Genomic DNA, 12,931 nt, shown 5'->3' on the forward strand with positions numbered 1-12,931 from the left:
GTGCGGCTCCGGCGGCGGCCGGAGTAGGGTGCGGGGAGCGGAGCGCGGCCGATGTGCTCCGTTGCCCGGTCCGGCCGCACGGCCGCTCCGGCGGAGGGCGGCCATCCGGGTGGTCGCGCCCGCCCCTCGCACCATCACGGCCTGGAGGTTTGTGGGGTGCCGACAGGGCCGATAGTCCTTTAGGACACCAGGTAGTGGGAAAGCCGCTGTCCAGTTCTGTTCCGCCTGCCCACCAAAACGCCCTTGACGTTGTAGGGAATTGACATGCGTTTCCGGGGGTCCGGGAACGTACCGTCATTGCATGACCAATCTCGAAGGTGCGCCTGCTGAGGCGAGTGACGTTCGCGGGCGCGTCGCCGAGCTGCACGCGATTCGCGAGCAGGCTCGGCGCGGCCCGAGCGAGCGGGCGACCGAGGCCCAGAAGGCCAAGGGGAAGCTGACGGCTCGCGAGCGGATCGATCTGCTGCTTGACGAGGGGTCCTTCAACGAAGTGGAGCCGCTGCGGCGGCATCGTGCGACCGGGTTCGGGCTCGAGGCCAAGAAGCCTTACACCGATGGTGTCGTCACCGGCTGGGGGACCGTCCACGGACGGACGGTGTTCGTCTACGCACACGACTTCAGGATCTTCGGCGGGGCGCTGGGGGAAGCGCACGCCACCAAGATCCACAAGATCATGGACATGGCCATCTCGGCCGGGGCGCCGCTGGTGTCCCTCAACGACGGCGCCGGTGCCCGCATCCAGGAGGGCGTCTCGGCGCTCGCCGGTTACGGGGGCATCTTCCAGCGGAACACCAAGGCGTCCGGTGTCATCCCCCAGATCAGCGTGATGCTCGGCCCGTGCGCGGGCGGCGCGGCGTACTCCCCGGCGCTGACGGACTTCGTCTTCATGGTCCGGGAGACCTCGCAGATGTTCATCACCGGACCCGATGTGGTCCAGGCGGTGACGGGCGAGAAGGTCAGCCAGAACGGACTGGGCGGCGCGGATGTGCACGCCGAGACCTCGGGCGTGTGTCACTTCGCCTACGACGACGAGGAGACCTGCCTCGAGGAGGTCCGCTACCTCCTGTCGCTGCTGCCGCAGAACAACCGCGAGAACCCGCCGACCGTCGAGTCCGACGACCCGGCCGCCCGGCGCGGCGACGCGCTGCTCGACCTCGTCCCGGCCGACGGCAACCGGCCGTACGACATGCGCAAGGTCATCGAGGAGATCGTCGACGACGGCGAGTACCTCGAGGTCCACGAGCGCTGGGCGACCAACATCATCTGCGCGCTGACCCGGCTCGACGGCCAGGTGGTCGGCATCATCGCCAACCAGCCGCAGTCGCTGGCCGGGGTGCTGGACATCGAGGCGTCGGAGAAGTCCGCGCGCTTCATCCAGATGTGCGACGCCTTCAACATCCCGCTGGTCACCTTCCTCGACGTGCCCGGCTTCCTGCCCGGTGTGGACCAGGAGCACGGCGGGATCATCCGGCACGGCGCCAAGATGCTGTACGCGTACTGCAACGCCACCGTGCCGCGGATCTCCGTCATCCTGCGCAAGGCGTACGGCGGCGCCTACATCGTGATGGACTCCCAGTCCATCGGGGCCGATCTGACCTACGCCTGGCCGACCAACGAGATCGCGGTGATGGGTGCCGAGGGCGCAGCCAACGTGATCTTCCGCCGTCAGATCGCCGGGGCCGACGACCCCGAGGCCATGCGCGCCCGCATGGTCAAGGAGTACAAGTCCGAGCTGATGCACCCGTACTACGCGGCCGAGCGGGGGCTGGTCGACGATGTGATCGACCCGGCCGAAACCCGTGAGGTCCTCATCCGGTCCCTGGCGATGCTGCGCGACAAGCACGCCGACCTGCCGTCCCGCAAGCACGGCAACCCGCCGCAGTAACCCTCGCGTTCATGACCTCGCGCGGGACCCGCGCGACAAGGGAGAAGAGAAAACCGTGAGCACATCCAGCGATATCGCCGATCCCGCCGCCGCGGCGGCGGCCACCCTGGTCCGGGTCGAGAAGGGCCACGCCGACGCCGAGGAGCTCGCCGCGGTCACCGCGGTGCTGCTCGCCCGCGCGGCCGCCGGAACCCACCGGACCGCCGGCTCCTCCACCCGCCCGAGCCGCAGCGCCGCCCGCTGGCGCCGTCTGGAGCGCCGCCCGGCGTTCAGCGCGCCGCACAGCTGGCAGGGCTGACCGCCCAGCGGCACAGCTGGCAGGGCTGACCGCCCAGCGGCACAGCTGGCAGGGCTGACCGCCCACAGGCGCCGCCGTGCCCGGACGGCCGCACACCGCCCGGACGCCCGAGAAGCCCCGCCGAAACGCACAAATCCCCTGTTCTCCTTCGGAGAGCAGGGGATTTTGGCTTCCGCCGTCGGCCTCGGCTAGCGCAGCCGGGCCATCAGCGCGTGCTCGACCAGGGTGATCAGCGCGCTCTTGGCCTCGCTGCGGTGGCGGGCGTCGGTGGTGATGATCGGCGCGTCGGGGCCGATCTGGAGGGCCTCGCGGACCTCTTCGGGGTTGTAGGGCTGGTGCCCGTCGAAGCCGTTGAGGGCGATGACGAAGGGCAGGCCGGAGTTCTCGAAGTAGTCGACCGCCGGGAAGCAGTCGGCGAGGCGGCGGGTGTCCACCAGGACGACCGCGCCGATGGCGCCGCGGACCAGGTCGTCCCACATGAACCAGAAGCGGTCCTGGCCGGGCGTGCCGAACAGGTACAGGATCAGGTCCTGGTCCAGCGTGATGCGGCCGAAGTCCATGGCCACCGTGGTGGTGGTCTTGTCCGGCGCGTGGGTGAGATCGTCGATCCCCGCCGAGGCGGAGGTCATCACGGCTTCGGTGCGCAGCGGGTTGATCTCCGAGACCGCGCCGACGAACGTGGTCTTGCCCACGCCGAAGCCGCCCGCCACCACGATTTTCGCGGAGGTGGTGGAGCGGGCTGCACCGCTAGAGCTTGCGAAGTCCACTGAGCACCCTTTCGAGCAGTGTCACGTCAGGCTGACCGCCGGCGGACTCGTCGCCGCCGGGCTGATGGATCGCGACGAGCCCCGCCTCGGCCAGGTCGGCTACGAGGATGCGGGCTACGCCGAGGGGAATGGTGAGCAGTGCGGAGATCTCGGCGACCGACTTGATCTCGCGGCACAGTTGGCAGATCCGCTGGTGCTCGGGCAGTTGGCCCTGGAGCTGAGCGGGGTCGGCCGTGGTGTGCACCAGCGCCTCGATGGCGAGCTGGTACCGGGGCCGGGTCCGGCCCCCTGTCATGGCGTACGGGCGCACCAGAGGGTTATGAGTGCCACCCGCGGGGGAGGAAGGTTCCGGGGCTGGGCGCTCAGGCGGCTGTACGGGCTCGATACGGGGCGCGGGCGGCGCGTCGTACCAGGACCCCTCCGACGGCCCGGGAGGCGCGTAGGAGGGCGTGTACGGCTGTTGCTGGGGTCGCTGCGGCTGCCGCCGCGGGGGCTGCTGCTCCCGCTGGGGCTCCGGCTGCTGTGGCGAGCGGGCCTGGCGGCTGGGTGCGGAGGGGAAGTTGTAGCGCTTCACTGGGCCCTCTCCGCGCGGCTCGGACGGCTGCCCGTGGGCGTACGGATATCCGCTAGGGGGCGTTGCCACGTGTCCTCCTCCAACTCGCCTGTCTTGCCGGTCGCGCCACCGCACCCTATGGCGCGGTGGCGCGAAACGCACTCCATGTTTGCTAGTTGAGAAGACTGCCCTGCAATTCCGCGCGGAGATCCGGGGTGAGGACGTTGCCCGCGCGATCGACCAGCAGGGCCATCTCGTAGCCGACGAGGCCGATGTCGCACTCGGGGTGGGCGAGCACGGCGAGGGAGGATCCGTCGGAGATCGACATGATGAAGAGGAAGCCTCGTTCCATTTCGACGACGGTCTGGTTGACCACGCCGCCTTCGAAGATGCGGGAGGCTCCGGAGGTGAGCGAGGTCAGGCCGGAGGCCACCGCCGCCAGTTGATCGGCTCGGTCACGGGGGAAGCCTTCGGACATCGCCAGAAGGAGTCCGTCGGCGGAGACCACCACCGTGTGGGACACCCCGGGGGTGTTGTCCACGAAGTTCGTGATCAACCAGTTCAGGTTCTGCGCCGCCTGGCTCATCGGGCTCACACTAACGCTCCTGATCGTAGGTGCTGCCGGGGCCGAAGCCCTGTTGGTCATGCTGGTCACGCCCGGGGGTCCCGGATCCCGCGTCGCGTCCCCGCTGGACGCCGCGGCGCAGGTTGCTCAGCCTGCCGCGGATGTCCTCCGGGGCGCGGGAGACCTGGGGGCCGCCCTGTCCGGTCGGCTCCGCGGCGCCCTCGACCAGATTGGCCTTGGGCACCCGGCGGGGCAGGCCGGACGATGTGACCCCGCCGGCCTTCGGCTCGCGCAGCCGCTCGGCACGGTGCCAGCGGTGGTCGTTCTCCGACTGCCACGGGGCACCGTCCTCCTGCTGCTGGGGAGCCTGATAGGGCCGCTCCGGCGCCGCGGGCGCCGCCGGGTCCCCGACCATCCCCTGTGCCCCTGTTTCCTCGGACGGCTGCCACTGCTTGTCACGACGCGGAAGCCCGGCGTCGGTCATCGAGTGGATTCCGCTCGGGGAGGGGCCCGGACGGTGGAACTCTACGCGGTCCCGAGAAACTTCGGGAGCGCTGGGTCCTGATTCCGCTTCGGTCCCGAACTGCGACGCGTAGGGCATCTCGAAAGATCCGGAATCGCCCCACTCTCCCTGTTGGGAGGGTGAGTTGTAGCCGATGTACGGCTGCTGTTCGGATTCCGTTTGAGTTGTGTAATCCGCTTCCGGTTGCGTAAAGGCGGAATTCTGGTAAGCGGACTGCGCCAACGGATCGGAAGCCGCCTGGTCATGCCGCGGATCCTGCTCGGGCGGGGTGGCCCCCATTCCGCTGTACTGGCCCAGGAACTGGTTCTGCCCCTGGTCCCGGTCGTAGGCGGAGTCGTCGAAGCCCAGCTCGGCGGCGGTGCGCGAGGACAGCTCGGTCGCGTCCTCGTAGGAGGGCGCGGGCCGCGGCTCGGGAACGATCCGGGAGACCGTGAAGTCGTCCTGGGGCAGCTCCTCGCCGCCACCGCCGTGGGTGATCGCCTCGGGCAGCATCACCAGCGAGGTGGTGCCCGCCAGCTCCCCGGAGGGGCGCAGCTGGACCCGGATGCCATGCCGGTCGGCGAGGCGGCCGACCACGAACAGGCCCATGCGCTGGGACACCGAGGCGTCCACCGTCGGCGGATTGGCCAGCTTGTGGTTGATGTCGGCGAAGTCCTCGGCGGTCAGGCCGATTCCCTTGTCGTGGATCTCCACCACCACCCGGCCGTCGGGCAGCCGGGTCGAGGTGACCCGCACCTTGGTGTGCGGGGAGGAAAAGGTGGTGGCGTTCTCCAGCAGCTCGGCCAGGAGGTGCACCAGGTCGGTCACCGCGGTGCCGTGGATCTCGCTCTCGGAGATCCCCGCCAGCTCGATCCGCTCGTAGGACTCCACCTCCGAGGAGGCGGCCCGCAACACGTCGATCAGCGGCACCGGCTGGTTCCAGCGCCGGCCGGGCTCCTCGCCCGCGAGGATCAGGAGGTTCTCGCCGTTGCGCCGCATACGGGTGGCGAGGTGGTCCAGCCGGAAGAGGTGCTCCAGCTGGTCCGGATCGGCCTCCCGGCTCTCCAGTTCGGAGATCAGGGTCAGCTGCCGCTCGATCAGTCCCTGGTTGCGACTGGAAAGGTTGGTGAAGATCGCGTTGACGCCGCCGCGCAGCATCGCCTGCTCGGCCGCGAGCCGGATCGCCTCGCGGTGCACCTGGTCGAAGGCGCGGGCCACCTCGCCGATCTCGTCCCGGGTGTTGATCGGTATCGAGCTGACCCGGGTGTCCACCCGTCCGGGGTCGGTGCGGGAGAGCTGGCCGACCACCGCCGGCAGCCGCGTCTCGGCGACCTCGAAGGCGGCGTTGCGCAGTTGCCGCATTGAATGGCTCATCGAGCGGGCCATCCGGGCGGCCACGAAGAAGGCGGCGAGGAGCGCCAGCACCACGATCGCGCCGTTCACGATCGCATCGCGCCGGGCGTCCGATGAGATCTGTGCCGCCTCGTCCACGGCCTTGTTCACCAGGGTCTGCTCGACGTCCCGGTAGGCGTTGAACTTGATCGTGGAGGCGTTGAACCAGGAGTCCGGGGTGACCCCCTGGGCGGCCAGCGCGGAGGGGCTCGCACCGCTGCCCATGGCCTTGATCATCTTGTCCATACCGGGCGGCGCCACGAACTTCTTGCCGTCCGCCTCGGCCTTCCGCTTCGCCTCGGCGATTTGCGTCTGCGCACGCTTCTCCGCCGCGGTGAGGGTGTCCTCGAGCCGGGTCACGTCCTGCGGGGTGCCGGCGGCCTCGAACTCCCCGAGCGCGATGCCCTCGAGGTAGACGTACGAGGTGAAGGCGGTGAGCTGGGTCTTGCGGTCGGTCGCGGACGGGCCGGGCTTCACCAGCAGATGGGTGCCGATGGAGCGCTGGAGCGACTCCGCGCCCTTGGCCAGGGATACCGCGTAGACGGTACGGCCGTATGACGTGATATTGCCGGTGCCCAGGCCCAGTTCATTGGCGAACTCGGTCAGCCCGTGCTCGACGGTGACATAGCCCTCTTCGGTCTTCACCCCGTCAAGGCGGTCGGTGTAGGCGTTCCGGCGCAGGGCGGCCAGCTGCGGTTCGCTGGCCCTGAAGGCTTTGAGGCGGCGTTTCAAGCTGGGCGTCTGCGGCATGTCGGCGACGGCCTTGTCGAAATCCTTCTTCGCCGCGTCGCTGGCGGCCCGGGCCTTGGCCACCGTGGCCTCGTTGGTGCCGCTGAGCAGCGGGCCCGCGGTCAGGTCGCGCTCGTTGACCAGGGCGTGGGCGTAGGTGGTGGCGGCCCGGACGACCTGGGCGGTGCGCTCGGCGTCCCGCGCCTCGTTCCAGGTGGAGACCGATGAGGCGACCTGGAAGCCACCGAAGACCAGGGCGACGAGCACGGGGATGAGCAGGATCGCGTACAGCCGGCCGCGCACCCGCCAGTTCCGAGGGGAGATCCGGCCACCACTGGGTGCGGGTGGCTCCGCTGCCTCGGCGGGCGACGCCGCTGTACCTGTACGCGGCGGCGGGGTGAAGTTCCCTCGCGCCTCTCGCGCGGGGTCCGGCTTGCTTCGCCTCACTCGACCAACAACCTCTCGGCATCGGCACCTGATTCGTGCCGTTCCCAGCTGAGCCCTGACTGCCCAGTTCAGCGAATTCCAGCACGCCGCGCGGGTGCTTTCCAAACAGTGCGCAAAGCGCTCAGTGCGTTGTCTGGACCAGAGAAAAAAGGGGCGTTACGGCTGAGACATGTCGAATAACGAACTATTTGAGTGCGCACCGGAGCTGCGTGATCGCGCTCTGTATCGACAGCCGGTGCATATCTCTGTCGAAACGTTATGATCGACGAGCGGGCCGTGTCGTTCGACACAGCCCGCCCTACGTCAGTTTTCCGACAACTTCCGGACAGCGGCCCCTACTTGAGTCGGGCCATCAGCGCATGCTCGACCAGCGTGATGAGCGCGCTCTTGGCCTCGCTGCGATGGCGCGCGTCGGTGGTGATGATGGGAGTGTCCGGGCCGATCTGGAGGGCCTCGCGGACCTCTTCGGGGTTGTAGGGCTGCTGGCCGTCGAAGCCGTTGAGGGCGATGACGAAGGGCAGGCCGGAGTTCTCGAAGTAGTCGACCGCCGGGAAGCAGTCGGCGAGGCGGCGGGTGTCCACCAGGACCACGGCGCCGATGGCGCCGCGGACCAGGTCGTCCCACATGAACCAGAAGCGGTCCTGGCCGGGCGTGCCGAACAGGTACAGGATCAGGTCGTCGTCGAGCGTGATGCGGCCGAAGTCCATCGCCACGGTCGTCGTGGTCTTGTCCTGGACGTGGCTCAGATCGTCGATCCCCGCCGAGGCCGACGTCATCACGGCTTCGGTGCGCAGCGGGTTGATCTCCGAGACCGCGCCGACGAACGTGGTCTTGCCCACGCCGAAGCCGCCGGCCACCACGATCTTCGCCGAGGTGGTCGCGCGGGAGGGGGGAGCACCGCTAGAGCTTGCGAAGTCCACTGAGCACCCTTTCGAGCAGTGTCACATCCGGAGTGCCGCCCGCTTCCGAACCGCCCCCGGGCTGGTGGATCGCCACCATGCCGGCCTCCGCCAGGTCCGCCACCAGGATGCGTGCCACGCCGAGGGGGATGTTCAGCAGCGCCGAGACCTCGGCGACCGACTTGACCTCCTGGCACAGGTGGCAGATCCGCTGGTGCTCGGGAAGGAGCCCCTGTAGATGCACGGGGTCGGCCGTCGTGCTGACCAGCGCCTCGATGGCGAGCTGGTAGCGGGGCCGGGTCCGGCCACCGGTCATGGCATAGGGGCGCACCAATGGCTGGTCGCCTTCACCCCCGTACGGCGATTGGTGATGGCCGCCGTACGGGCCGGGCGAGGCGGGGGGCGGGGTCATGGATCCTCCGGTCGGACAACAAGGTGACGGTGGTGCCGTCGGTCGGTGCCGGTGGGGGGCCGCCCGGCGGTGTGGCCGGGCGGGCGGGCGTCGGATGGTCGTTGGATCAGTTCAACAGGCTGCCCTGAAGTTCGGCACGCAGGTCCGGGGTGAGGACACTGCCTGCGCGATCGACCAGCAGGGCCATCTCGTAGCCGACGAGGCCGATGTCGCACTCGGGGTGGGCGAGCACGGCGAGGGAGGATCCGTCGGAGATCGACATGATGAAGAGGAAGCCTCGTTCCATTTCGACGACGGTCTGGTTGACCACGCCGCCTTCGAAGATGCGGGAGGCTCCGGAGGTGAGCGAGGTCAGGCCGGAGGCCACCGCCGCCAGTTGATCGGCTCGGTCACGGGGGAAGCCTTCGGACATCGCCAGAAGGAGTCCGTCGGCGGAGACCACCACCGTGTGGGACACCCCGGGGGTGTTGTCCACGAAGTTCGTGATCAACCAGTTCAGATTCTGCGCCGCCTGGCTCATCGGGCTCAACTAACGCTCCTGCTGGTAAGTCGGGCCAATGCCGCGATCATGGTTGTCGCCGAGTCCGGTACCGGCCCGGCGACCCTGCTGGATCCCACGGCGGAGGTTGGTCAGCCTTCCGCGTACATCATCGGGCGCGCGAGACACCTGCGGCCCAGTCCGTTCGGGCTGCTGCGGCTGCTGGTGTGCGGCGCCCTCCACGAGGTTTGCGCGCGGCACCCGCCGTGGCAACCCGGAGGACGTGATACCGCCGGCCGCGGGTTCGCGGATCTGCTCGGCGCGGCGCCAGCGCTCGTCGTTGTGGGGCGACGTGCGCCAGTGGGAACCCGTGCTCCGGCCGTTGAGACCGGCGCCGCCGCCCGGGCCCGCCGGGGCGCCCGATCCGGCGAAGTCCCCCATGCCCTGGGACGCCGGCTGCGGCTCGCGGGGCGAGGGGGGCGGTACGGCCGAGGCGGGCCGGCCGGGGGTGGGCTCGGGCGCGGAGGGCGCGGACGGGAACGACCGGCCCCCGTCCCGCGGGCCCGAGTTGCCCGGGTCGGCGACCTGGGGGTGATGCCAGGTCGACTCGATGGTGTCGAAGATGGGCGTACGGCCGTCGCCGGGACCGGCGGCGGGCGGCAGCGGGTCGTTCGCGCGCCGCTCGGGCTCGCCGCCCTGGGAGTCCTGGGGCAGCGCGTACTCGCCGGTGCCGCTCATGTCCGGGCGCGGGAATTCGCCGGTGTCGCCGGGACCGCCCAGGTTCGGGCGCGGGAATTCGCCGGTGTCGCCGGGACCGCCCACGTTCGGGCGGGGGAACTCTCCGGTGTCGCCGGGACCGCCCATGTTCGGACGCGGGAACTCGCCCGTGTCGCCGGGGCCGCCGATGTTCGGGCGCGGGAACTCGCCCGTGTCGCCGGGGCCGCGGCCGCCGCGCGGGGCGGCGTCCTCGAACCGGGGCTGGGCGTACTCGCCGGTGTCGCCCGGGCCCTGGCCGAGCTCCTGGCGGGCGTACTCACCGGTGTCGCCCGGGCCGCGGCCGTAGTCGGGGCGGTTGAACTGGCCGGTGTCGGACAGCCCCTGTCCGGCCTGCGGCCCGCCGGGCGCGCGGCGCGGCTCGAACATGCTGGGGCCGTCGGTCAGCTGCGGCAGCTCTCCGGTGTCGCCGGGGCCGCGGTTGCCGAACGGATCGCGCCGCTCCGCCGGGCCGCCGAGCTCCGGACGGGCGAACTGGCCGGTGGACTCGTACTCCTCGTGCCCGCGCGGGGTGTCCCCGGCGTCGCGCGGAGTGCCCGGCCAGTCGTCCTCGCCGGACGCGCGGCGCGCGCCCCAGCTGGTGCCGGGCTGCGCGGGTGCCGGAAGCTCGGGCGCGGGGCCGCGGGTGGGCAGCTGCGGGCGGCCGCCCTGGTCGCCCGCGTCGGCCCGGGCCGGGGCGCCGGTCGGCGGGGCGACGGTCGGGTTCTCGCCGCGCGTCGGCAGCGGGGGACGGCCGGAGGGGGCGCCGGGGCCGCCCTGCTGACCGCCGGGACCGGAGGGGGCGTTGGTCCGGGGGCCGGGAGGCCGTCCGCCCTCGAAGAAGTTGGGGCCGCCGGCCGGGGCGCCGCCCGAGGGGCCCGCACCCGCGCCGACCGGCCGGGTCGGCAGTCCGCTGCCGCCACCGTTGCCCGGCAGCGCGGCGCGCGAACCGGAGCCCGGGACCTGGCGCCGCGAGGGCGCCGAGCCGAGCAGTCCCGCGCCGCCGCCCTGGGCGCCGCCGTTACCGGCGCCCGGTCCGCCCTGGCCGCCCTGACCGCCGGCGGCCTGCGGGGCCGGCTTCCTTCCGCCCTGGGCGACATCGACCGGCAGCATGACCAGCGCCGTCGTACCGCCCGAGTCGGACGGCCGGAGCTGGATGCGGATGCCGTGGCGCAGCGAGAGGCGGCCGACCACGAACAGGCCCATGCGCCGGGAGACCGACACATCGACGGTGGGCGGGGAGGCCAGCCGTTCGTTGATCGCCGCCAGATCCTCGGGCGAGAGCCCGATACCGGTGTCGTGGATCTCGACCAGCACCCGCCCGTCGGGCAGCGCGTGACCGGTGACCTTGACCTTGGTCTGCGGCGAGGAGAAGGAGGTGGCGTTCTCCAGCAGCTCGGCGAGCAGGTGGACGAGGTCGTTGACGACCCGGCCCGCGACCTCGGTCGCCGGGACCGAGCTGAGCTCGATGCGCTCGTACTGCTCCACCTCGGAGGCGGCCGCGCGGAGCACGTCCACCAGCGGCACCGGGCGGGTCCACCGGCGGCCCGGCTCCTCGCCCGCGAGGACCAGGAGGTTCTCGCCGTTACGGCGCATACGGGTGGCGAGGTGGTCCAGCTTGAACAGCGAGGAGAGCTGGTCCGGGTCGGCCTCGCGGCTCTCCAGCTCGGAGATGAGCGAGAGCTGGCGCTGGATGAGGCCCTGGCTGCGGCGCGAGAGGTTGGTGAACATCGCGTTGACGTTGCCCCGCAGCAGTGCCTGCTCGGCGGCGAGCCGTACCGCCTCGCGGTGCACGTCGTCGAAGGCCGCGGCCACCTTTCCGATCTCGTCCCGGCTGTGCACACCGACGGACTCGACGGAGGTGTCCACATCCTGCGGATCGGACTCGGAGAGCTGCTTGACCAGTTCGGGCAGCCGCTTCTGGGAGACCTCCTGCGCGGTGTCCTGGAGACGGCGCAGCGAGCGGACCATGGAGCGGGCGACGACGAAGGCGCCGACCAGGGAGACACCGAGGACCAGCAGGATCAGCGCACCGTTGAGGATCGCGTCCTGCTGGGCGGAGTCGCGGAGCTCACGAGCCTTCTGCTGCATCTCGCTGAGCAGCGTCTCCTCGATCTTGCCCATCTCTTCGATCTTGATACTGTCCTGGTCGTACCAGTCAAGATCGGTCCGCTTCTCCGCCTTGAGCCCCTCGGGGTCGCGCACCGCGCGGTCGGCGTACATGGTCGCCGCCTTGATGTCGGGGCGGCTGTCCAGCGGCTCGAGCAGATCCTCGGAGTTGCCCTGGCGGATCTGCTTGAAGCGGCCGAGCGCCTCGTTCTCCTTGTCCACCGCGGTCCTGGCGAAGCGGCGGTCGTTGGCGGAGAAGTCGGCGCCCTTGGGGTCGGCGAGAGCGGCGCTGATGAGCGCGCGCTGGATGGAGGCGTACTCCTTCGCGGAGGAGAAGGTGGCGAGCGCGCGGGTGTTGTTGATCATCGCGCGGTTGCTGGTCGCCTGCGCCATGTCCTGGGAGAGCGAAAGCAACGAGTTGATCAGCTCGTTGTAGTTCTGGACCGTCAGCGAGTAGTACTGGCTGTTGTCGTAGGCCGTGTCCCGGACCTCGTTGATCTTGCCGAGCTGACGGTCGATGTTGACGAGCGTGGACTGCACACCGGCCAGCGACTGGTCACCGGGGTCGATCTGGTGGGTGGCGTCGCGGAACGCCGCGATCGCGCGGTTGGTGTCCTCGCGGGTGGAGACGACCCGGTCGTCCTTGTCGTTGCCCTTGCCCGCCAGCGGACCGGCCGACTTGTCGCGCTCCTCCTGGAGCGCGCTGGCCAGCTGGGTGGCCTGCTGCGTCATCTCGGTGAGCAGCTTCATCTGGTCCAGCTGCTGGATGTTGTCCAGCGAGCCCTCGATGCGCAGTGCGCCCAGCGTGGTCGCGGCGACCACCGGGAGCGCGAGCAGGGAGACCAGTCGGGTGCTGATGCGCCAGTTGCGCAGGGCCATGCGACTGCCGGGCCCGGTGGGGCCGGAGGGCTTCGCCTTGGCCGGCGGCTCCGTGGCGTCTGCGCCGCCACCGCCGCTGGGCGCACTGACCCGGGTGGCGCTCTGCGCACCGGCATCGGGGCTCTGATCGCTCAGCGTCCTGCCGTTGCTTCCCTGGGCGCGCTGGGGCGAGGAGCCGCGGTCGGTCGCGCCGCGCGGCTCCGGGTCCGCCGAAGCTTCCCCTCGGCCCTGGCGGGCCTGGGGAGCCCCCATACCATCCCTCT

At 70.7% G+C, this 12,931-nt stretch carries 10 protein-coding genes; 2 read left to right on the forward strand and 8 right to left on the reverse strand.

Annotated features, from left to right (window positions below; genetic code table 11):
- The first annotated feature begins 301 nt into the window (after positions 1–301).
- Both ACJX2R_RS35500 and ACJX2R_RS35505 read left to right on the forward strand, forming a co-directional pair.
- Positions 302–1,885, forward strand: coding sequence for an acyl-CoA carboxylase subunit beta (locus ACJX2R_RS35500; protein WP_262706294.1), 1,584 nt, complete (start codon positions 302–304; stop codon positions 1,883–1,885).
- 55 nt (positions 1,886–1,940) lie between these two features.
- Entirely contained in the window at positions 1,941–2,183 is a 243-nt protein-coding gene (locus tag ACJX2R_RS35505; RefSeq protein WP_413103439.1) for an acyl-CoA carboxylase subunit epsilon, read from the forward strand.
- A 188-nt stretch (positions 2,184–2,371) separates the two neighbouring features.
- On the opposite strand, the gene ACJX2R_RS35510 is transcribed toward ACJX2R_RS35505, so the two are convergent.
- From ACJX2R_RS35510 to ACJX2R_RS35545, 8 genes are all read right to left on the reverse strand, one after another.
- A complete protein-coding gene (locus ACJX2R_RS35510; protein WP_075200410.1) occupies positions 2,372–2,950 on the reverse strand; it encodes a GTP-binding protein in 579 nt (192 codons plus the stop codon).
- Positions 2,931–3,593, reverse strand: a complete 663-nt coding sequence (locus tag ACJX2R_RS35515; RefSeq protein ID WP_121824878.1) for a DUF742 domain-containing protein — start codon at positions 3,591–3,593, stop codon at positions 2,931–2,933. Before ACJX2R_RS35515 ends, ACJX2R_RS35510 begins: the two co-directional genes overlap by 20 nt.
- Before the next feature lie 82 nt (positions 3,594–3,675).
- Positions 3,676–4,089, reverse strand: coding sequence for a roadblock/LC7 domain-containing protein (locus ACJX2R_RS35520; RefSeq protein WP_020868201.1), 414 nt, complete (start codon positions 4,087–4,089; stop codon positions 3,676–3,678).
- A gap of 10 nt (positions 4,090–4,099) precedes the next feature.
- Positions 4,100–7,138: a nitrate- and nitrite sensing domain-containing protein gene (locus ACJX2R_RS35525; RefSeq protein ID WP_413103440.1), complete on the reverse strand. Its 3,039-nt coding sequence runs from the start codon at positions 7,136–7,138 to the stop codon at positions 4,100–4,102.
- 335 nt (positions 7,139–7,473) lie between these two features.
- Entirely contained in the window at positions 7,474–8,058 is a 585-nt protein-coding gene (locus tag ACJX2R_RS35530; protein ID WP_078956609.1) for a GTP-binding protein, read from the reverse strand.
- Positions 8,039–8,449 (reverse strand): DUF742 domain-containing protein, encoded by a 411-nt coding sequence (locus tag ACJX2R_RS35535; protein WP_014055140.1) that lies wholly within the window; start codon positions 8,447–8,449, stop codon positions 8,039–8,041. The genes ACJX2R_RS35530 and ACJX2R_RS35535 overlap by 20 nt, the downstream gene beginning before the upstream one ends.
- Before the next feature lie 106 nt (positions 8,450–8,555).
- Positions 8,556–8,978 carry a roadblock/LC7 domain-containing protein gene (locus ACJX2R_RS35540; RefSeq protein WP_075200408.1) on the reverse strand — a complete coding sequence of 141 codons (423 nt, stop codon included), beginning with the start codon at positions 8,976–8,978 and terminating at the stop codon, positions 8,556–8,558.
- Complete coding sequence (locus ACJX2R_RS35545) at positions 8,979–12,920, reverse strand: nitrate- and nitrite sensing domain-containing protein (protein ID WP_413103441.1); 3,942 nt, start codon at positions 12,918–12,920, stop codon at positions 8,979–8,981.
- Positions 12,921–12,931: the final 11 nt, after the last annotated feature.

This window comes from Streptomyces sp. Inha503, from assembly GCF_047215865.1.
GTDB lineage: Bacteria > Actinomycetota > Actinomycetes > Streptomycetales > Streptomycetaceae > Streptomyces > Streptomyces lycopersici.

Excerpts from the sequence above, each read along its gene's own strand:
- ACJX2R_RS35500 (WP_262706294.1), top strand. The coding sequence starts at position 302 with ATGACCAATCTCGAAGGTGCGCCTGCTGAGGCGAGTGACGTTCGCGGG.
- ACJX2R_RS35520 (WP_020868201.1), bottom strand. The coding sequence starts at position 4,089 with ATGAGCCAGGCGGCGCAGAACCTGAACTGGTTGATCACGAACTTCGTG.
- ACJX2R_RS35535 (WP_014055140.1), bottom strand. The coding sequence starts at position 8,449 with ATGACCCCGCCCCCCGCCTCGCCCGGCCCGTACGGCGGCCATCACCAA.
- ACJX2R_RS35545 (WP_413103441.1), bottom strand. The coding sequence starts at position 12,920 with ATGGGGGCTCCCCAGGCCCGCCAGGGCCGAGGGGAAGCTTCGGCGGAC.